This is a genomic window from Parasegetibacter sp. NRK P23 (assembly GCF_023721715.1).
Lineage (GTDB): Bacteria > Bacteroidota > Bacteroidia > Chitinophagales > Chitinophagaceae > Parasegetibacter.
The window spans coordinates 3,970,721-3,989,875 of sequence record NZ_JAMDLG010000001.1 but is presented as its reverse complement, the minus strand read 5'-3'; the positions used below and the strand labels follow the sequence as shown (position 1 = coordinate 3,989,875).

19 protein-coding genes are annotated in these 19,155 nt (G+C 48.9%); 9 read left to right on the top strand and 10 right to left on the bottom strand.

Annotated elements, in window-relative coordinates; all coding sequences use genetic code 11:
* Positions 1-14 precede the first annotated feature (14 nt).
* The 3 genes from zwf to M4J38_RS16265 all read left to right on the top strand — a co-directional run bounded on the left by zwf (position 15) and on the right by M4J38_RS16265 (position 2,746).
* Positions 15-1,523 carry a glucose-6-phosphate dehydrogenase gene (zwf, locus tag M4J38_RS16275; RefSeq protein ID WP_251760836.1) on the top strand — a complete coding sequence of 503 codons (1,509 nt, stop codon included), beginning with the start codon at positions 15-17 and terminating at the stop codon, positions 1,521-1,523.
* A 194-nt stretch (positions 1,524-1,717) separates the two neighbouring features.
* The gene (gene pgl, locus M4J38_RS16270; RefSeq protein WP_251760835.1) at positions 1,718-2,440 is read left to right on the top strand and encodes a 6-phosphogluconolactonase; all 723 of its coding nucleotides are present in this window, start codon (positions 1,718-1,720) and stop codon (positions 2,438-2,440) included.
* A 3-nt stretch (positions 2,441-2,443) separates the two neighbouring features.
* Positions 2,444-2,746 carry a Dabb family protein gene (locus tag M4J38_RS16265; RefSeq protein WP_251760834.1) on the top strand — a complete coding sequence of 101 codons (303 nt, stop codon included), beginning with the start codon at positions 2,444-2,446 and terminating at the stop codon, positions 2,744-2,746.
* 172 nt (positions 2,747-2,918) lie between these two features.
* Here the strand turns inward: M4J38_RS16265 and M4J38_RS16260 are convergent, their stop codons facing one another.
* Both M4J38_RS16260 and M4J38_RS16255 read right to left on the bottom strand, forming a co-directional pair.
* The gene (locus M4J38_RS16260) at positions 2,919-4,715 is read right to left on the bottom strand and encodes an acyl-CoA dehydrogenase family protein (RefSeq protein WP_251760833.1); all 1,797 of its coding nucleotides are present in this window, start codon (positions 4,713-4,715) and stop codon (positions 2,919-2,921) included.
* 11 nt (positions 4,716-4,726) lie between these two features.
* Positions 4,727-5,167 (bottom strand): MarR family winged helix-turn-helix transcriptional regulator, encoded by a 441-nt coding sequence (locus M4J38_RS16255; RefSeq protein ID WP_251760832.1) that lies wholly within the window; start codon positions 5,165-5,167, stop codon positions 4,727-4,729.
* Between the two features lie 158 nt (positions 5,168-5,325).
* Between M4J38_RS16255 and M4J38_RS16250 the strand changes: the two genes are divergently transcribed.
* Genes M4J38_RS16250 through M4J38_RS16240 form a run of 3 tightly spaced genes read left to right on the top strand, consistent with a single transcriptional unit; the run spans position 5,326 to position 8,422 of the window.
* Entirely contained in the window at positions 5,326-6,147 is an 822-nt protein-coding gene (locus M4J38_RS16250) for an alpha/beta fold hydrolase (protein ID WP_251760831.1), read from the top strand.
* Between the two features lie 9 nt (positions 6,148-6,156).
* A complete protein-coding gene (locus M4J38_RS16245; protein WP_251760830.1) occupies positions 6,157-7,332 on the top strand; it encodes a glycosyltransferase in 1,176 nt (391 codons plus the stop codon).
* Between the two features lie 10 nt (positions 7,333-7,342).
* Complete coding sequence (locus M4J38_RS16240) at positions 7,343-8,422, top strand: ABC transporter permease (protein ID WP_251760829.1); 1,080 nt, start codon at positions 7,343-7,345, stop codon at positions 8,420-8,422.
* A 2-nt stretch (positions 8,423-8,424) separates the two neighbouring features.
* Here the strand turns inward: M4J38_RS16240 and M4J38_RS16235 are convergent, their stop codons facing one another.
* Positions 8,425-8,847, bottom strand: coding sequence for a hypothetical protein (locus M4J38_RS16235; protein WP_251760828.1), 423 nt, complete (start codon positions 8,845-8,847; stop codon positions 8,425-8,427).
* A 115-nt stretch (positions 8,848-8,962) separates the two neighbouring features.
* On the bottom strand, positions 8,963-9,430 hold the full coding sequence (locus M4J38_RS16230) for an Lrp/AsnC ligand binding domain-containing protein (protein ID WP_251760827.1): 468 nt from the start codon (positions 9,428-9,430) through the stop codon (positions 8,963-8,965).
* 892 nt (positions 9,431-10,322) lie between these two features.
* On the opposite strand from M4J38_RS16230, the gene trmB reads away from it, so the two are divergent.
* Genes trmB through M4J38_RS16215 form a run of 3 tightly spaced genes read left to right on the top strand, consistent with a single transcriptional unit; the run spans position 10,323 to position 11,551 of the window.
* The gene (gene trmB / locus M4J38_RS16225) at positions 10,323-11,036 is read left to right on the top strand and encodes a tRNA (guanosine(46)-N7)-methyltransferase TrmB (RefSeq protein WP_251760826.1); all 714 of its coding nucleotides are present in this window, start codon (positions 10,323-10,325) and stop codon (positions 11,034-11,036) included.
* A complete protein-coding gene (locus M4J38_RS16220; RefSeq protein ID WP_251760825.1) occupies positions 11,020-11,220 on the top strand; it encodes a DUF5522 domain-containing protein in 201 nt (66 codons plus the stop codon). The genes trmB and M4J38_RS16220 overlap by 17 nt, the downstream gene beginning before the upstream one ends.
* Positions 11,198-11,551 carry an MGMT family protein gene (locus M4J38_RS16215; RefSeq protein WP_251760824.1) on the top strand — a complete coding sequence of 118 codons (354 nt, stop codon included), beginning with the start codon at positions 11,198-11,200 and terminating at the stop codon, positions 11,549-11,551. Before M4J38_RS16220 ends, M4J38_RS16215 begins: the two co-directional genes overlap by 23 nt.
* 60 nt (positions 11,552-11,611) lie before the next feature.
* Here M4J38_RS16215 and M4J38_RS16210 read toward each other — a convergent pair whose 3' ends face one another.
* From M4J38_RS16210 to M4J38_RS16185, 6 genes are all read right to left on the bottom strand, one after another.
* On the bottom strand, positions 11,612-13,105 hold the full coding sequence (locus tag M4J38_RS16210; protein ID WP_251760823.1) for a hypothetical protein: 1,494 nt from the start codon (positions 13,103-13,105) through the stop codon (positions 11,612-11,614).
* Positions 13,106-13,128: 23 nt separating this feature from the next.
* A complete protein-coding gene (locus tag M4J38_RS16205; protein ID WP_251760822.1) occupies positions 13,129-16,230 on the bottom strand; it encodes a SusC/RagA family TonB-linked outer membrane protein in 3,102 nt (1,033 codons plus the stop codon).
* A 414-nt stretch (positions 16,231-16,644) separates the two neighbouring features.
* A complete protein-coding gene (locus tag M4J38_RS16200) occupies positions 16,645-17,187 on the bottom strand; it encodes a DUF420 domain-containing protein (protein WP_251760821.1) in 543 nt (180 codons plus the stop codon).
* A 10-nt stretch (positions 17,188-17,197) separates the two neighbouring features.
* Positions 17,198-17,917, bottom strand: coding sequence for an SCO family protein (locus tag M4J38_RS16195; RefSeq protein ID WP_251760820.1), 720 nt, complete (start codon positions 17,915-17,917; stop codon positions 17,198-17,200).
* A gap of 80 nt (positions 17,918-17,997) precedes the next feature.
* Complete coding sequence (locus M4J38_RS16190; protein ID WP_251760819.1) at positions 17,998-18,444, bottom strand: cytochrome C oxidase subunit IV family protein; 447 nt, start codon at positions 18,442-18,444, stop codon at positions 17,998-18,000.
* 24 nt (positions 18,445-18,468) lie between these two features.
* A complete protein-coding gene (locus tag M4J38_RS16185; protein WP_251760818.1) occupies positions 18,469-19,140 on the bottom strand; it encodes a cytochrome c oxidase subunit 3 in 672 nt (223 codons plus the stop codon).
* Positions 19,141-19,155: the final 15 nt, after the last annotated feature.

Sequence of the window (19,155 nt, the reverse complement as noted above, 5' to 3'; positions counted from 1 at the left end):
ATCAACCACCCGTTATGCAAAATCATAAAAGACCGCCGGCTTCACTGCTGTTCATCTTCGGAGGAAGCGGCGATCTTAATTACAGGAAACTCTCTCCTGCCCTGTTCAACCTGTTCATCGACGACTGGATGCCGGAGAAATTCGATATAGTAGGTATAGGAAGAACAGAATACAGCAACGATAACTACCGCGCGCACCTGCTGAAAGGTATTCAGCAATTCAGCCGCCGGAAAGGTGAAGAAAACGGTAAATGGAGCAAATTCTCTGAGCATGTGGCCTATCTCCAGATGGATGCCGGTAATGAAGCCGATTACCAGAAGATCGCCGATATCGTGAAAGAGAAAGAAAAAGAATACGGCGAACACCCCAATGTGATTTTTTACCTCGCCGTAGCGCCGCAACTGGTGCCGGGCATTGCGCAGAAACTTGGTCCGCTCAACATTTGCGCCGATACCAAATGTACCAGGATCGTGGTGGAAAAGCCTTTCGGTCACGACCTGAAAAGCGCGCAGGAACTGAATTCGCTCCTGCTCACCATGTTCGATGAAAAACAAATCTATCGTATCGACCATTATCTTGGGAAAGAAACCGTTCAGAACATCATCGCGCTCCGCTTCGCGAACGCCTTGTTCGAACCCATCTGGAACAGGAATTATATCGACCATGTGCAGATCACCGCGTCGGAAACCGTGGGCGCGGAAGGAAGAGGCGGTTACTACGAGCAGTCCGGCGCACTCCGTGATATGGTGCAGAACCATATCCTGCAACTGTTGTGCATGATTGGTATGGAAGCGCCCGTTTCCTTCGATGCCAATGAGATCCGCAACAAAACAGTGGATGTACTCCACGCCATGCGCAAGATCACGAAAGACGATGTAAAAGATTTTGCTGCCCGCGGCCAGTACAGCAGCGGATGGATGAAAGGAGAAAAAGTACCGGGCTACCGGGAAGAAAGCAGCGTGGATCAGCATTCCAACGTGGAAACCTTCGCCGCGGTGAAGTTCTATATCGACAACTGGCGCTGGCAGGGCGTTCCATTTTATGTAAGAACGGGTAAAAGGATGAAGGAGAAATCCACCATCATTACCGTTCAGTTCAAAAAAGCCCCCAACTACGCGTTTCCACCGGAAGCCGCAGAAACATGGCGGTCTAACCGGCTCACCATTTCCATTCAACCTGAAATGGACATCAGGCTCAGGTTCCAGGCCAAGCGCCCGGGGCAGGAAATGTCGCTCAATCCCGTGGACATGATCTTCAACTATAAAGATGCCTACGAGGAGAGCCAGCCGGAAGCCTACGAAACATTGCTGCTGGACGTGATGGAAGGTAACGCGACATTGTTCATGCGTGCCGACCAGGTGGAAGCCGCGTGGAAAGTGATCATGCCGATCCAGGAAGCATGGGAAGCACGGCCGCCGCTCGATTTTCCGAATTATGCACCCGATAGCTGGGGACCGGAAGATGCGGAGGCGCTGATCGCAAGAGAAGGGCATAACTGGATATCGGTGCCGGCGCATCATTAATTTTTCAGGGCCTGGCGTTGATGCAGGGTTTCCCGCAATTGCTTCCTGCTTCGTGCCTCGCAGACGCAAAGCGTTGCCGAACTTTTTAAACCCTGAGTAATTTGTAAGTAAGGTACTGTTGGTAATCATAGAATAATTTGATTATAGAGGGGCGTGTTGTTGGATACGCCCCTTTCATTTACATTAGTTAGTATATGCAGATACATATTCATCCAAACATTGATGAACTCGCGCAACATGTGGCCCGCTGGATGGCCGTTGTGATCAAAGAAACGTTGGCGGAGCAAGACCGGTTTACACTGGCATTGTCAGGTGGAAGTACGCCGCAGAAGCTGCACCGGATACTGGCGCAGGAACCACTCCGCTCCGAAATAGACTGGAGCAAACTGCATATCTTCTGGGGCGATGAACGCGCGGTTCCTCTTGAGGATGAGCGCAACAACGCGAAAATGGCTTTCGATACGCTACTGAACTTCGTGCCTGTTCCAAAAGAACAGATCCATGTGATGAGAACGGATATTCCCGCGGAAGAAGCGGCACTGCAATATGAAAACCTGCTCCATGCTTATTTCGACGGAAAGCCATTCAGCTTCGACCTTGTATTGCTGGGCATGGGCGACGATGGGCATACACTGTCCCTTTTCCCTGGTAAACCCATTGTAAACGAAAAACATAAATGGGCGGACGCGTTTTTCCTGGAGGCGCAGGATATGTTCCGCATCACTATTACGGCACCGGTTACGAACTTGTCTAAGCGTGTTGCTTTTATGGCCGCTGGCGCAGGCAAGGCAGCAACATTAAAGGCTGTGCTGGAAGGTCCGCATCAACCGGATATTTATCCTTCACAACAAATCAAACCCGCGGGGGAACTGCATTGGTTCGTGGACGAAGCCGCCGCACAACAATTAAATCGTTAAACCATGTTCATACACCATGTATTTTTCTGGCTCATCAAAGGAGCCGGCACTGAAAACAGGGACCAACTGATCAAAGGATTGAAAGACCTCTCGAAAGCGAAGTCCATCAAGAGCTTCCATATCGGTGTTCCGGCCAATACAAACAGGCCCGTGATCGAAAAATCGTACTCCGTTTCGTGGATGCTTACGTTCGATACACCCGAAGCACAGGAGGCTTACCAGGAAGATCCGCTGCACCTGAAGTTCATCGCCGATTGCGCCCATCTGTGGGAGAAAGTGGTAGTCTACGATAGCATTGATGCATAACCGTTAAAACACGGTACCCGGTGGCACCGCTATAGCGGTGCCACCGGGTACCGTGTTTTAACCGACGTGAGCGCCGTTTAAAAACTCAACGTAACGACCCGGCGCTAACATTTCGGTAAGAACAAACATATTGGGACGCCCCTCTCCGCGCCGGAGAGGGGTTGGGGTGAGGCTACAACGGATACTTCCCTTCTGCAATCAATTTCTCTGCGATATTTCTTTTTGCCGCCTTGCTGTTGAAAGGCTCTGCTTTGGTGAAGCGTTTGAGCCCGAGCAGCATCATGCGCAATTCATCCCCCTCGGCGAAGGCGTTCACGGCATCTTTGCCAGCTTTGTTGATCTTATCAGCGGCATCGTAGAGGTAAGTATGAACGATATCCAGTTCGTAAGCACAGGCCGCCTCGCCTTTCTGCTGCACCAGCCTTTCGGCGCGGAGCAGGGCACTTTCCGCGTTGAAGGTGAGGATCGCCATATCGGCTATGTTCATCAGGATTTCCTGCTCCTGTTCAATTTTCATCATCAGTTTTTGCACGGCGGCACCGGCAGTCATCAGGATCGCTTTTTTGAAGCTGGCCACTAGTTTGTGTTCTTTCTCAAAAGCTTGTTCATCCCCGCTGCCAAAATCCGGTATACTCATCAGTTCTTTCTGCACGGCCATGGCTGGTCCCATCAGATCGAGTTTGCCTTTCATGGCGCGCTTCAGAACCATGTCCACGGTAAGCAGTCGGTTGATCTCATTGGTGCCTTCATAAATGCGGTTGATGCGGCTGTCGCGGTAGGCTTTTGAGATAATGTATTCGTCGCTGAAGCCATTGCCTCCATGAATCTGCACGCCCTCATCCACGATCAGGTCGAGCATTTCGCTGCCGTGCACTTTCAGCATGGCGCATTCTATGGCGAATTCTTCAGCCGCACCCAACAGCGCTTCATTAAAGGGCTTGCCTTCGTTCAGCAGTTCCACTTCTTTATCGTCGATCCATTTCGCTGTGCGGTAGAGTGAGCTTTCGGCTACCCAACATTCAATGGCCATGCGGGCCAGCTTCTCTTTGATGGCCCCGAAATTACTGATGGGCTGTTTGAACTGCTCGCGGGTTTTCGCGTATTCAATACTGGTGGTGATGGCTCTCTTCGCCCCGCCCAAAGCTGCAGCACAGAGTTTCAACCTTCCGATATTCAGGATATTGAACGCGATAATGTGCCCGCGACCGATTTCTCCCAATACATTTTCAACGGGCACTTTGCAGTCCTGGAAATACAATTGTACGGTAGATGAACCCTTGATGCCCATCTTATGCTCCTCTACCCCCTGGGTGAACCCTTCAAAACCGCGCTCTACAATAAATGCTGTGAATTTATCGCCATCCACTTTCGCGAATACGGTATACACATCGGCGAAGCCGCCGTTGGTGATCCAGCATTTCTGGCCATTCAACAGGTAGTGTTTTCCATCTGCACTTAATGTGGCCGTTGTTTTCGCGCCCAGCGCATCACTGCCGCTGTTGGGTTCAGTTAGGCCGTAAGCGCCTTTCCACTCACCAGTTGCGAGTTTGGTAATGTATTGTTGCTTCTGCTCCGGTGTTCCGAAATACAAAATGGGTAAGGTGCCGATACCGGTATGCGCGGCCACGGCCACGGAAAAGGAGAAACCTCCGCCCAGCGCTTCGTTCACGAGTGTGGAGGTAATAAAATCTTTTCCCAGTCCACCGAACTCTTCGGGAATGGAAGTACCGAGCAGCCCCTGTTCACCGGCTTTTTCCACCAGCGATGGCATTAAACCCGGCTCCAGTTTATCGATCCGGTCAATAATGGGTAACACTTCTGCATCCAGGAAGGAGGCACACATTTCTTTCACCATCAATTGTTCTTCGTTGAACTTTTCGGGGATGAAAGTGTTTTCAGCCTTGCTTTCCTTAATCAGCCATTCACCACCTTTCAGGGCGGCTGCTGTTGTGTTTGCTGCGGTACTCATGGTATATTGTTTTATGACAAGTTATCGTAAACACGTTGCAAAACCTGTTTGGACACCTCTACCATTTCGGGTGAAACGCCTTCCAGCGCTTCGTTCAGGGTCTGGTTAGCGATCTCCATCGTGATATCCTGTAACGCCCGGGCTTCCGGCGTTACGTAGATCATGTTCATCCTGCGGTCCTCTTTAGAAGGAACCCTTTTCACCAGGTGCTGCTTTTCGAGGTTATCCACCAATCTCGTAATGCTTGGCTTGTCGCGAAAAGTAGCGTTGCAAAGATCCTGCTGACTCATGCCGTCCAGTTTCCACAAATGATACAACACACTCCATTGTTCTATGGTGATCTCCAGGCCTTCCTGCTTGAACTTTTTCTGCAACCTGCGCGCTATGGCGGTAGAAGCCATGCCCGTGATGAAGCTGTAAAGTTCCCCTCTCTTAAATTGGTTGTTTGGCATATAGTTAGTTATGCAACTAAGTAAAGCTAATCAATTTTAGGAAGAAAAGAAAGGCTTCACAGGAAAATTTCCTTCTGCATAAAACATTTCCGGGTGCTGGTAGATTTTTTTCCGGTGAATGTATTTAATGCAGGAAAAAAGCCCATTTTACAGGAGAAATGAATACCGGTTCCATCATATTAGAGGAGCAGAAAATCACCTACCACCGCTGGGGAAAAGGGCCTCATCTTCTATTGTGTTTTCACGGTTATGGAGAATCCGGAAGACATTTCGGGTACCTGGCAGCCGCGATGCCCGAAAGTTGGAGCGTGATTGCCCCCGATCTGCCTTTTCATGGAGAAACGGAATGGGCGTTTGAAAAAGAATTCAACCCGGCAATGCTGGTGAACGTGCTCCAACTGATCCAGGAAAAAGAACAGCTCCAATTCCCCGCTGTATTGATGGGCTACAGCATGGGGGGGAGAATAGCGCTGCATCTTTACCAGGAGTACCCTTCTTTGGTTAGCGCGATCAGTCTTGTTGCGCCCGACGGTCTGCACGAAAACTTCTGGTACCGCCTGGCCACACAAACCGGTTACGGAAACAAACTCTTCAGCTATACGATGCGGCACCCCGATTGGTTCAAAGGGCTTGCGATGGCCGGTGTGAAACTCCAACTGGTGAACCCCAGCGCTAATAAATTCATTCAACGGTACATGCACGATCCACACATCAGGAATGAATTGTATACCCGATGGACGGCAATGCGCCATTTCAGGCCGGTCATTTCAAAGCTAAAGGACCAGATTAAAAAGGAGCATACACCCGTTTTGCTGGTGTATGGAAAACATGACCGTATTATCACCCATCTAGGCGGGGAGAAATTGCGTAGAGGCCTGGAAGAAAATGTACACCTGAAGTTTTTACCCGCCGGCCATCAGCTGCTTCAGCCTACCTTTGTGGAAGAGATTGCTGACGCTACCATTGCGCTGCATACTTAAATATTTTCCATGGTTCTTTCACTCACCATTCTGTTGCTTTTCTTTCTTTATACTGCCCTGATCCTTTATTACCAGGGCGGCTGGGACAAACTGCGCCTTTTTTCCAAACCAGCGGAAAAGCCGGCAAAGCACCTGTTCTTTACCGTTGTGATACCGGCGCGGAACGAATCGGCCAATATAGTTAACTGCCTGCGCTCCATACTGGTCCAGGATTATCCTGCCGACCGGTTTGAAGTAATTGTTGCGGATGATTTCTCCGAAGATGATACCGCGGACCTGGTGCTCTCTTTTCAGAACCCCCAGGTAAGGTTGCTGAAGATGAGCGATCATATTACTGCGGAAGAAAAGATTAAGGCGCACAAAAAGAAGTCTATAGAAACCGCGATCCAACTGTCCGGATCAAACGAAGTGGATTCCTGGATCATCACAACCGACGCAGATTGTATTGTATCCCCGCAATGGCTCTCTTCTTTCAACGCTTTTATCCTGGAGCATGAAGCTGATTTTGTGGCGGGTCCGGTAGACTATTCAGGTCCTTTCAACAGCTTTCTTTCCATATTTCAATCCCTGGATTTCCTTTCCTTGCAGGGCATTACGGGTGCGGCGGCGGCCCGGAAACTGCATGTATTGTGCAACGGAGCGAATATCGCTTACCGTAAGCTGTTATTCAATGAGCTGGGCGGATTTATTGGCATTGACCATATCGCCAGCGGCGATGATATGCTCCTGATGCAGAAGTTCTACCATCACCGGCCCCAGGGTGTTCAGTATATTTTTTGTAAGGAAGCCATTGTCCGGACTACACCAACACCAACCTGGAAATCTTTCTTCCACCAGCGGATCCGTTGGGCCAGTAAGGCCGATCAATACCGGGATAAAAAGATATTTTCAGTTCTATTATTGGTTTACCTGTTCAACCTTTCTTTCCTCGTACTTGCCGGATGGAGCTTGTTTCATCCGGCGTACGCCTGGTTCCTGTTCAGCCTGCTGATCAGCAAAACTTTGCTGGAACTGTATTTCCTTATACCAGTCGCACGCTTTTTCGGGAAAACAACACAACTGATCTGGTTTCTCCCCGCGCAACCCTTTCATATTCTATACACCGTGATCGCCGGCTGGCTGGGTAAGTTCGGTTCCTATGAATGGAAAGGAAGAACCAATACTTCCGAAAAGAGAAACACTTAACTTCGGTTTCATGGAGGAGAAAAAGTCGTGGCAGAAAGCCTGGAAGAAATTCCGCAGGAACCCGCTTTCCGTGGCAGGACTGGTAGTGATCCTACTCAGTTTGTGCCTCGGCATCTTCGCCTACCTGGTGGTGCCGGACAATAGTACGAACGCTAACCGGATGATTGTGGAGATCGGAGGAAAATCTCCGGGTTTCAGGCAGCAGTTCCTGCTTGTTCCCAAAGAAAATCCCGGACCGGAAACAGGTTTTTTAACGGAGATCGTCAGCGGGAAAAACACCGTGGTACAATACATCCCGATCATCGGCTATGCACGGGGAAAAAACGGCATTCACTACCGGAAATACATAGACGAGGGCGTTTGGGAGGAACAGTTCATCGCGGCAGGAAAGCAGGGAAAGATTCCCCAGATAAAAGAAGAAACGTTCTGGCTGGGTACCGATAAGTATGGAAGAGATATCCTGAGCAGGTTACTGGTTGGCATCCGGGTAAGCCTTTCCGTGGGTTTTATCGCCGTGGCCATCTCACTTACCCTGGGCGTACTGATTGGAATGCTGGCAGGCTATTTTGGCGGAAAGACCGACGAATGGCTGGTTTGGTTCATGAATGTGGTATGGAGCATTCCCACCTTGTTACTGGTATTTGCGATCACCCTTGTCCTGGGAAAAGGCTTCTGGCAGGTGTTCCTGGCCGTAGGCCTTACCATGTGGGTGAACGTGGCCAGGATGGTGCGCGGGCAGGTGATGGCCGTAAAAGAAATGGAATACGTGGAAGCCGCACGGGCCCTGGGGTTCAGCGATCTCCGGATCATGTTCAGGCATATCCTTCCCAATATCGCAGGCCCTATCATTGTATTGGCGGCGGCTAATTTCGCCAGCGCCATCGTGCTGGAAGCGGGACTCAGTTTCCTCGGCGTGGGCGTTCAGGCCCCGCAACCCAGTTGGGGGCTTATGATCAGGGAGAATTTCAACTTCATCATTACCAATCAACCTTTCCTCGCCCTGGTACCGGGCATTGCCATCATGGTGCTGGTGCTGGCCTTCAACCTCGTGGGAAACGGGCTGAAAGAAGCATTCAATACCAGGTCCTGATTCTATTTCCTTGAATACCTGTATGAACTGGTAGCCGTATTGCTGGGCTTGGCAATGGAACTTACTTTGATAGTGGCAATACAGGATTGCTGAACCGGAGTACCAGTAATGGTTACGGTGGAAGTTGCCGCTGTAACCGGGGTAAGCGTTTGCGTGAAGAAAGAAGCGCCTCCCGATTCAGGAGCCGCGGACACTTCAATTTTTACCCCCTGCGAAGGCATCTGGGAATCAACGCGGATCGATACTGTAAAACTTTCCTGCGCGGCGGCAGGAGATACGGTCCCATTTGCAGGTGTTGTGGTAATTACCAGATTCTGTTCTGCCTGGGGTTCAGGGTCTCCTCCCCCACCACCTTTCCCGCAGGAAGAAGACATGATACCGGATACGGCTATAGCGAAGAACGCAATCGACAATACTTTTTTCATCAGTGTGTTTTTAGCGACCCGAATGATGGGCATACACATCAGACGGAATTACTTTTAAAGATAATAAAAAGCAACAATGCCGCCTTTTTTTGTAAAAGGATGATCCGGACCGGGTTTACAGACTAACTTCTACGTTCCGGATAAAACTTTCTTCCAACGAAATGAAGGTTTCCGTGCGCTCAATACCTTTGATTTTCTGTAATTCATCGTGGAGTACGAAACGGAGCTGGTTGATGTCTTTACACACGATCTCGGCGAACATACTATAGTTGCCGGTCGTATAGTTCAGTCGTACGATCTGTGGTATCTTTTTCAACTCTTTGGCCACCGTATCATAAAGTGAACTCTTCTCCAGATAAACGCCTATGAACGCGATCACATCATAGCCCAGTTGTTTGAGGTCCACATTGAGCCGGGTACCCTTTACAATACCAAATTCCTGGAGTTTTTTGATGCGTACATGAATGGTTCCGCCGGAGACGAACAGTTTTTTACCAAGATCGGCGTAAGATATCTCAGCATTCTCCATCATTTCATGGATAATCTGGATATCCAGTTTGTCAAGATTTAATTTAGCCGCCATTTTTAGATAACAGTTTTGATGGTTTCGAATCGTATATACAAATATTTGAACAATTTCTATAATTACAAAATTTTATTTGAATAATTTGCAAACTAAAGGAGAATTGCCTTAATATTGCACTATCAAAGTTCTTACGGCAGAAGCCGATACATACTGTGGAGTGATGAAACTGGCAGACATGCCCTCTTGTCTCGGGGGTGGGGATCATGGGATAAACGTAGCATAGACCTGCGGGCAGCAATGCTTTCAGGAAGGGTTGACCACTCAATATTTTGTGCTATGGCTAACTACTCCGTGGAGGTTCGACTCCTCCCTCTACAGCTCTCTGTTTTGCGTATAAGTTGCAAGTCGTTGCTATGTTCTACCACACAAACATGGTTGCGGCTTGCAATTTTTTTTGCTTTCCCCTTCAGATTTTTTCTTTTCTCGCAACGGCGACTGCTTCGCAGCTTTGCTTCTCGCAGACGCAACGCTGGCTGTTGATTATCGACAATACATTTTGGTGCAGGGTGCTATTTATCAGTGTTTTTCTTCCTGAATCTCAGTGATTAAACATTTTTCAGTTTTTTTACCTTGGACTTTGACCGAAGCCTTTGGGGGCAAGGTTTCTGGGGTTTTTAGCGCTAACAGCGGTTTCCCGAACCGGTGCCACCGACGTTGTTTTCCCTGGGGTAGAACAGGGTTTTCCCGCACTTTTTACCCGTTCAAATACTTTGGTTGCCGAAAGGGTTTTAGTCTGCTTACGCTATAATCAATTGCCAGTAAGAGCTTGAAAGAAATTATGTGGCAGGAACACACTCATCTCCGGGTACCACCATGCACCAGTTTCCGTATACAGCGTTTAGGCTTCTCAATCGACATATTTCCCATCCCGGCTGCTTACCTTTGCGGGATGGGACAGAATAAATTAGAGCGCTTCGCCGATATCCGCGGCTTCTCGAATGTTTTTGAATATCCACCCAACATGCCGGGACAGTGGAAGAAGCATTTCAGCAATACAAACCCCATTACACTGGAACTGGCCTGCGGGAAAGGAGAATATGCCGTTGGACTCGGGAGGATGTACCCCGAAAGAAACTTTATTGGTGTCGATCTGAAAGGGAACAGGATTTGGGTGGGGGCAAGAACCGCACTGAAAGAGCAGCTCGGCAACGTGGCGTTCATCCGCTCACAAATAGACCAGGTGACCCAATATTTCGCGGCGGAGGAAGTGGCTGAAATATGGATCACGTTCCCCGACCCGCAACTGCGCTTCTCTAAACTGAAAAAAAGATTGACACACCCCGTGTTTCTCCGGAGATACCAGCAGCTCCTGAAGAAAGACGGCATCATTCACCTCAAAACAGATTCGCCCAGCCTTTACCATTTTACTAAAACAGTAATTGGAGTGTACGGGCTTGAACTGCTTGTAGACAAAGAAAATGTTTTCTCGGAAGAAAACGTTCACCCCGAACTTCAGATCAAAACCCATTATGAAAGCCTGGATATTGCTGGCTCCAACCGGATTCATTACCTTCAGTTTAGGCTCAATGTTGATCTGCCCGTTGAAAAAGACACCATCTTAAAAGAAATGCTCCGTGAAACAGCCGATGAAGGAGGGAATTGATTTTTATTTTAATGAAGCCGGACTGATGGTGTTAACGGAGGCCTTTCACCTGAAGCGCGGCCATTGCTGCGGAAACGGGTGCAGGCATTGCCCATATGATTATGAAGCCGTGCCGGAACCCAAACGTTCCATTTGTAAGGAAGACAGAAAACGCCGCGCACATGAAGGAAACGCCAACGTATAACCGGGAATCTTTTTATGAATCGGTCTTCGAGATTGTAAGGGCCATTCCTAAAGGCAGGGTGACCAGCTATGGCGCTATCGCCGCGGCATTGGGCGCGCGATCCTCCTCCAGGATGGTCGGTTACGCCATGAACGTTGCCGGTACGGCTCACCCGAAAGTTCCCGCCCACCGCGTGGTGAACAGTAAAGGACTCCTTACCGGTAGGCATCATTTTTCTCCCCCTGAAAAAATGGAAGAACTGCTCCGGAAAGAAGGGGTTACAGTGGAAGAGCACCAGGTGAAGGATTTCAAAAACAAATTCTGGGATCCCTCCGAAGAACTTTCCATCTAAAAAAATTGCCGCGGCTAGACAACCGCGGCGTAACATCATTAATGAGAAAACTTCGGCCGGCTATCGCCAACCGACATTGGAGGTATTAATTCCATCGGCATTGGCAACACCTCCGAACGTGTAGAAGGGTTGCTTTACGGCAAACGTTTCGAGCGTTTTACCCGGCAAAGGCCAATGGAGCGGCGTTCCTTTCTGGAGCAGATTCTTTTTACGCATTTCAAAGAAGGGTATTCCCATGCCCGTTAAATACATTTCCACATGTCGTTCATGGTGGATCGCTTTTTCAATATCCGTAAGCACGGCGGGCACGGCAGTCATATTCCCCCTGGTAACGCGTGTTCCGGCATTGATAATGGTTGCGGCGCCCGAGAGGTCGGAAGTATAAGCCCGCGCTTCCGCTTTGAGAATATCGTTTTCAGCTTTCATGAATTCCGGTATCGGGCCCACGCCCAACGCGAACTGATCGTCATAACGTTTGTAACGGTAGTTGGAAAAATGGTAGTATCCGCGGGTGGCCTGGAACCAGTTCAGACTTGAATATTCGAAATCGGTTTCCATGCGTGCGTCATCCGGATTAGTTGACTCGGGCGGTGTGGGGAAGCTGCTGTTATCCGTCCAGTGCGCAGGCTGTGTATCATCCAACAGGTTTACTACATACATGTCCACTTTTCCCCATCCCGGATAGCAGAGGTAATCGGCGGCTTCAGCGTACCATTTTACATAGCCGTCCATGTTGATAACGAAATCGCTTGTTAAGCCTGCGTCGGCGTATGTTTTTACCTTCGCCCAGTTCACGGCAGCGTGCTCCGTTTTGTTGCGGGGCATGTACGACATGATTCTCGCGGCGAAAGAGTTGCAGAGTTTGGCGAATTCCACATTGGAATAATCGGTTGTGGTGCCGAGCCATGCGGCGGGAACAGTAAAGGAGGATGAAGAAAGCGCGATGGCTTCATCCAAATAACCCAGTGCAGCTTCGGCCACGGCTTCGTAGGATACGGAACTATCTACTGTGGCGCCCGGAATGGATTTTACTTCATCTACAATGAATGCTTTATCGAAGAACAACGCCAGCGCTCCGTAAGAAATACCCTGGTTGAAACGGCAAACCGCTTTTACAAGATTATTGTCTGCACCACCCACGCCCACTTCAACACCATTGTTCAACGCGTAGAGGATATCGCTTGCGGGTACAATGGTGGCGTACATTTTATCGAACAGGTATTTTGTAATGGCCTGATAAGTGTAGTTGGGCGCATTGTTCCAGGCGTTCCGGGGCTCCCAGCTCATATCGCGCATGGCCTGGTTTCCCCAGGAGCAGGTCACGTTATCGGAAGCGGTGGCCAGCATCATATAAACACTGCTGAACGAATGGGTTCCGGTGTACCAGGTGTTAAAGAGGTTGCCGGCATTGGAACGGAGGTCCTCGCCAGAGCCATATACCTCACTTCTGGTGGGCCTGTTGGGGTCCCGCTCCAGGTCCTCTCCCAACTTCTCGCAACCCATAAAGGCTGTCGCGAAAACCAACGCTATTGTTATTATGCTGAATTTTTTCATAAACTTCATGGTTTTAAACAGGTTTAAAAATCAAGGGACAACGAAAAAGCCAGGTTCCTGAAATTGGGATAGCTGCCCGTTCCATCGAAAGGATCACGGATGGAACCTACTTCAGGATCGTAACCGGAGTAATCGGTAAAGGTGAACAGGTTCCTGCCAATCACTCTTGCGGTAGCGCCTTTCACTACGCCTTTAAACAATTTGAGGGAAGATGGGCCAAAGCTGTAGCCCAGCGCTACTTCCCGGATCTTCACAAAACCGGCGTCTTCCACCCAGTAACTGTTGTTGGTGTTTACATCATAGAAAGCCTGGAAGTAGTCGTATGCCTTCTTTTGCGCATCAGGTACGCCTCCCATGTCCATGATCCCGTTCCTGGAATCCCGGGTAAGCCATTGAGATTTTCTGTTGTACACATCTCCACCCTGCTTAATGTCCACCAGCGCATAAAACTGGAAGCCCTTGTAGCGGATCGTGTTGGAAATTCCCATGTTAAAATCAGGGTTACCATTGCCGATCATTACAAAAGCCGGGTTCCCGGTTTCATCCAGCAGTTTTACGGGCTTTTCGTTTATTGTTCCCTGTGAGCCAACAGGAACAACGTATCCGTCTGAATTGAGCTCATAGTCGGAAATGGATTTTCCCGAAGGCAGTTGCGCCGCCATCTGGTCAAGCGTTCTCACCCAGTCGTAGCCGTAGATCGCACCATAATCTTCCCCTTCACGTATATAGAACAGACCATCGGAACCAGCCTGGTAAGGAGGAATATCAAGTTGTGTGATCTTTTGTTGGATTTTCGCGAATACGATGTTCGTGTTCCAGGAGAAATCTCTTTTTTTAATCCAGTTCGCGCCCAGCGTAAGTTCGATCGTTTTGGATTCTGTTGCGGCCGCGTTCACCCATGTTGACCTGTTCCCGCCGTTCAGGAACGGAATGAGCGGCTGGTTGATAAACGCATCCGTTGTTTTTGATTTGGCGAAGGTTCCTTCAAAATAGAATTTCTTCAGGAACTCAACATTCAAACCAACCTCCAGTTCAGCGGTATTACTTGGTTTCAGGAAGGGGTTACCCACCTGACTCGGTTCATAGTTTGAGCCTGTATTGGAGAAATAATCATATTGCCAGTCGAAGCCGGGACGAATACCCGCCGTTCCGTAAGCGGACCTTACTTTCAACTCATCGATACCAGGTAGTTTGAAGTCTTCCGAAATACGGTATGCGCCTGAAACCCGGTAGTAGGGCCTCCATCTTTCTTCGGAGCCGAACAACGAAGAGCCATCGTACCTCCCCATTCCATCCAGCAGAAGTTTGTCTTTATAATCAAGGGAAACAATCGCGAAATAGTTCCTGGCCCTGGATTCTTCCATCCAGTTGTTCAGCGAGCGTGGTGCATCCTGCGCGAAGTTGTCGAAGTTGGCCACATTGGGATACAGGAACTGTGACGCGGAGGCATCATAGTTTTCATACTTCCTGCTTTCGTAGAGGTAAGAAAGCTTTGATTTTATGGCGAGATCACCCAACTTATGGCTCATGTTCAGCGTGGCCTGTGTATTCTGACTGTTTGTTTCGGCAGAATATTTATACAAACTTCCCTTGCTGTAACTCATGCCCCATTCCGGAGCGGTTCCTCCGTTGGCTACGATCCAGGTATCATAAGGCGAATAATTGGTGTAACGATAGTTTTCGATCTCAATGGTACGCGTAATATCCATATTGATCCAGCGCGCAAACTTCACATTGGCGCTGTAATTGCCCAGCCACCTTCTGGTAAAGTCTGTCCGCTGGTTTTTATACACGGAATAAAGTGGGTTCTTTTCGTTACTGAAAGGGTTGTGTCGGATGAGGTAAGGCTGCCCGTCGGGGTTTTCCAGGTTCAGGTTATTGTCCGGCTCGGCCAGTACAATGTTGAAGAAGATGCCTCCGCCGTCGCCCGGGAACTGTGTCTTGGTATTGATGAAAAGGTTAGAAGTGGATAATTTAAGCCAGGGCGCTATTTCATGGTCCACGTTCACCCTGAAGTTCTGGCGCTTATAACCATTCGTATATTGAATGATACCTTCCTGGGAGTTGTTCTCGAAAGAGGCGAACAGGTTGGTCAGTTTTGAGCGTGTTTGGATACCTATATAATTGGTATAGTTGGTGCCGGTGCTGAAAAACTCCTTCTGAAGGTCGCGGGTAACACCGAAGGGGTTGTCCATATAATGGTCAGCATCCACTTTTCTGCTGCCGGAAAGGTCCGGATGAAATCCCCCCATATAACCGGAAGGATAACCGGTAACACCATCAAACTTCGTGTACTGGCCTTTATAGGTTTCCCAATCCGAGGCCAGCATGTAAGGATGGTTTTCGGCGAGATCAATATAGTTTTGAAGACTTTGGAAACCGATCTCATTCCGGATGGTAACGGAAGAGCTGTTCAACGCACCGGATTTGCCACGTTTGGTGGTAACGGCTATCACGCCATTACCGGCGCGTGATCCGTACAAAGCCGCTGCGGCCGCACCCTTCACCACTTCCATTGACTCCACATCATCCACGTTGATATCGGATAAACTTCCATTCAGGATAATACCATCCACCACAATCATGGGGCCGGAACCAACGTTCAGGTTATTATCACCACGCAACAAAACTTCAAAACCATTTCCCGGAGAGCCGCTGTTGGAATTAACACGTACACCAGCCACTTTACCGGCCAGTGCGCCTGCCGCGGATGTAGCCGGTACCTGGTTGAGCCGGTCGGCGTTGATTTTTGTAACGGAAACGGTCATTTTCTTTGTGCTGGTAGCGCCCGCGACACCGGTAATGATCACGTCCTCCATTAAAGAGGAGGTCCCCGTTTTGAGTGACACGGTAATGTTGCTGGCTGAACCCAGCGTGAACTCAGTGGTTTCGTACCCGATACCAGATACAATCAACGTTTTGGCCGAAGCCGGAACTGTAATGGTGAAGTTTCCTTCCATGTCTGTGGAAGTACCTGTTCGAGCGCCCTTCACGATTACAGAAGCCATGGGAACCGTTGTTCCGTTGGCATCCGTTACCTTACCCGTTATTTTACGGCTGGTTTGCGCCATGAGGTAAGTAATGGGCATAGCAAGGACGAACAGGAGAAATAGTAGTTTTCTCATGTGAATCAATTTTGGTGTTTGAAATAAAATGTCGCTATGTTTCGGGCACGAAAACTTCAACCGCGCGCAAGCTGAAACTTCGGCAGCAAAACATTTCCTTCCGGCGACATAAAGCCGCCAGCAGATGCAGACTACAGTGTGTAATGGTAAAATATGCCTATGGCAGGCAACGGAGTGCTTGGTAAAGTTTGCACGAATGTGCGGAAGCGAAAGGAAAAACTAGATCTAAAAAACTAAAGGCGGGCCCGTATCATTGTAACGGGCAACTGTAAATGGTTTTCTCATGTGTGTTGGTTTGTTGGTTGCTTGTGTTAAAAATAGAATAATTTTTTTAACATCCAAAATTATCTTGATGCTCCATTTAGATAATTTGCAACCCACAAATAACACACAAACTTATCAAGAGGTTGCCGCTTATACATAATACGGACTGATCATCAGGTAAACGATCACTCCTGTGGCCGCTACATAAAACCAGATCGGCCAGGTGATGCGGGCGATCTTTTTGTGCTGCGGAAATTCAGCCGTCAGCCCCCTGTAAACCGTGAACAGGATAAAAGGCAGGATCACCGCGGCCAGGAAGATATGGGTGATGAGGATGAAATAGTAGAATGTTTTGATGGCGCCCGTTCCCCCAAACTTTGTTTCACCAGTAAACAGGTGGTAACAAATGTAGGAAACAAGGAACAACGCGGAAAACACCATCGCCGTAAGCATAATGTTTTTATGTGTGTTGAATCGCTTCATTTTCACAGCAACCAATCCGGCGGCAAGCAATAAAGTAACGGCGGTATTAAGGATGGCGTTGATCTTGGCGAAAACGTGTACATCAAACCCCAGGTCCACTTCAAGTTTAACCCTTGAAAGCAATACCACGGCGGCGAACACAACAAAGGACACCACACCGATCAGCAGTCTTGCCGACTTATCATTCTTCTTAATTACCGGAGCGAGCATAACGGGGGATTTATTTTCTGAAGAGGTTTCGTTTTTTCTTTTTGTCTTTTTCGAGCATCAGGAACACAATGTCTTCCGCGAGGGTCGCCATGGAAGCGGTATCCAGTCCGTTGTAATAACCACGGATCACACGGTCCTTATCGAGGAGGACGAATTTTTCGCTGTGGATAAAGGCGCTGTCCACATGTTCGCCGTCCACCAGCGCAAGTTTGTATTCGTTCAGCACCAGGTCATAAATGGATTTTTTATCGCCGGTGAGCATCCACCATACATCGTGGTTCACGCCATAACGGTCCGCGTAGTTTTTCAAAACAGGAACACTATCGCGTTGCGGGTCAATGCTGTAGGAAAGGAAATGAACGAAAGTGGTATCGATCATCCGCGTCTGGCTTTTCAACTTCAGCGCGTCCTGCAATCCTTTCATGCTGGTGGTGAGCCTGGGGCAGATGGTGGGGCAGCGGGTGAAGAAAAAGTTCGCCACAATCACTTTGCCGGGAAGGTCCTCAAAACTTACCGTGTCGCCCAACTGGTTGACGAGGGGAAGCGCGGGTATCTTATGCCAGACTGTATCGGTGGCCGTTTTTCCATCCACTATTTTAGTAAGAACGGTATCATAATAAAAACGGCGGGGCATGGCATAGGAATCATCGCTGAAAGATTTCACGATGAAATAGCTTACCACCGGTAACAGTATCGCGATGCACAAGGCCAGTAACGCACTTTTTTTCACTTGTTCAAATCGTTTAATAAAAAACCACCGCATAGCTGCGATGGTTTTGAAAAATATAAAAAGTTCCTTTCAAATCCGGGTTAATCCATCGCACCTTCTTTCTGCGCTTCGGGTTTATGTTCCTCGTGCGCGCCGTGTTCTTTCTTCTCCACTTTTTTGGTGGATTGCTCCTTGTGGTAAGGATCGTATTCGTTTTTCAGGTTCTTGTAAGAATTACCGTCCGCGAGGAAGGCGATGATGAACCAAACGAAAAGAAACAGGGGCACCACGATGGTCATGATGATCGTTTTCAATTCGTGCTTCAGGTGCATGAAGTAGGCCACGATGTAGAAAGCTTTCGCCAGCATCAGGATGATGATCGCTCCTTTGATACCGGTGAGCAGTCCGCCGTGTGGCATACCGATGATCCAGTAACCGAGTCCGAGTTCTACGATGGTGAGGATAAGCAGAATCCAGAAGGTCCTCCAGATTTCTTTGGTACCTCCGCCATGGTTTTCCGCGTGTGCTGTATGTTGGTTGTGTTCCATGATAATGTCTTCTTGAATTGGTGATTAAAGCAGGTAGAAGCAGGTGAATACGAATACCCAAACGAGGTCAACAAAGTGCCAGTACAAACCGGCTTTTTCGATCATCAGGTAATGACCTTTTCTTTCAAACACACCATTGATGGTCATGATCAGCATGATGATATTGATCACCACACCGGAGAATACGTGGAAACCGTGGAAACCGGTAATGGTAAAGAAGAAGTTGGTGAAGTTGGTGGTGGCTTGCGTACCATCAGCATTCAGGAAGGGATTGCTTCCCCACCAGGCGCCTTCGTGGTGCAGGTGTGTCCATTCCCAGGCCTGGCAACCGAGGAACGCCAGTCCGCCGATGATGGTCCAAACCATGTTTTTGATCACCCCTTGTTTGTCGTTGTTGTGTCCCGCGTGCACGGCCAGCACCATGGTCACGGAGCTCATGATCAGGATGAAGGTCATCACACTCACGAACAGCAGGGGATAGCCTGAACCAAGTCCGGGGAACGACTGGAATACTTCGTTGGGGTCAGGCCATCCGTTGGTAGCGAAGCGGATGGTTCCGTAAGAAATGAGGAACGCGCCGAATGTAAAGGCATCACTCATCAGGAAGTACCACATCATCAACTTGCCGTACTCTACATTGAAAGGGCTTTTTCCTCCGCCCCACAGCTTTTGTCCGGTTGGAACTGCTTGTGCCATGTGATTGTTTTAATA

Excerpts from the sequence above, each read along its gene's own strand:
- zwf (WP_251760836.1), top strand. The coding sequence starts at position 15 with ATGCAAAATCATAAAAGACCGCCGGCTTCACTGCTGTTCATCTTCGGA.
- pgl (WP_251760835.1), top strand. The coding sequence starts at position 1,718 with ATGCAGATACATATTCATCCAAACATTGATGAACTCGCGCAACATGTG.
- M4J38_RS16265 (WP_251760834.1), top strand. The coding sequence starts at position 2,444 with ATGTTCATACACCATGTATTTTTCTGGCTCATCAAAGGAGCCGGCACT.
- M4J38_RS16260 (WP_251760833.1), bottom strand. The coding sequence starts at position 4,715 with ATGAGTACCGCAGCAAACACAACAGCAGCCGCCCTGAAAGGTGGTGAA.
- M4J38_RS16255 (WP_251760832.1), bottom strand. The coding sequence starts at position 5,167 with ATGCCAAACAACCAATTTAAGAGAGGGGAACTTTACAGCTTCATCACG.
- M4J38_RS16250 (WP_251760831.1), top strand. The coding sequence starts at position 5,326 with ATGAATACCGGTTCCATCATATTAGAGGAGCAGAAAATCACCTACCAC.
- M4J38_RS16245 (WP_251760830.1), top strand. The coding sequence starts at position 6,157 with ATGGTTCTTTCACTCACCATTCTGTTGCTTTTCTTTCTTTATACTGCC.
- M4J38_RS16240 (WP_251760829.1), top strand. The coding sequence starts at position 7,343 with ATGGAGGAGAAAAAGTCGTGGCAGAAAGCCTGGAAGAAATTCCGCAGG.
- M4J38_RS16235 (WP_251760828.1), bottom strand. The coding sequence starts at position 8,847 with ATGAAAAAAGTATTGTCGATTGCGTTCTTCGCTATAGCCGTATCCGGT.
- M4J38_RS16230 (WP_251760827.1), bottom strand. The coding sequence starts at position 9,430 with ATGGCGGCTAAATTAAATCTTGACAAACTGGATATCCAGATTATCCAT.
- trmB (WP_251760826.1), top strand. The coding sequence starts at position 10,323 with ATGGGACAGAATAAATTAGAGCGCTTCGCCGATATCCGCGGCTTCTCG.
- M4J38_RS16220 (WP_251760825.1), top strand. The coding sequence starts at position 11,020 with ATGAAGGAGGGAATTGATTTTTATTTTAATGAAGCCGGACTGATGGTG.
- M4J38_RS16215 (WP_251760824.1), top strand. The coding sequence starts at position 11,198 with ATGAAGGAAACGCCAACGTATAACCGGGAATCTTTTTATGAATCGGTC.
- M4J38_RS16210 (WP_251760823.1), bottom strand. The coding sequence starts at position 13,105 with ATGAAAAAATTCAGCATAATAACAATAGCGTTGGTTTTCGCGACAGCC.
- M4J38_RS16205 (WP_251760822.1), bottom strand. The coding sequence starts at position 16,230 with ATGAGAAAACTACTATTTCTCCTGTTCGTCCTTGCTATGCCCATTACT.
- M4J38_RS16200 (WP_251760821.1), bottom strand. The coding sequence starts at position 17,187 with ATGCTCGCTCCGGTAATTAAGAAGAATGATAAGTCGGCAAGACTGCTG.
- M4J38_RS16190 (WP_251760819.1), bottom strand. The coding sequence starts at position 18,444 with ATGGAACACAACCAACATACAGCACACGCGGAAAACCATGGCGGAGGT.
- M4J38_RS16185 (WP_251760818.1), bottom strand. The coding sequence starts at position 19,140 with ATGGCACAAGCAGTTCCAACCGGACAAAAGCTGTGGGGCGGAGGAAAA.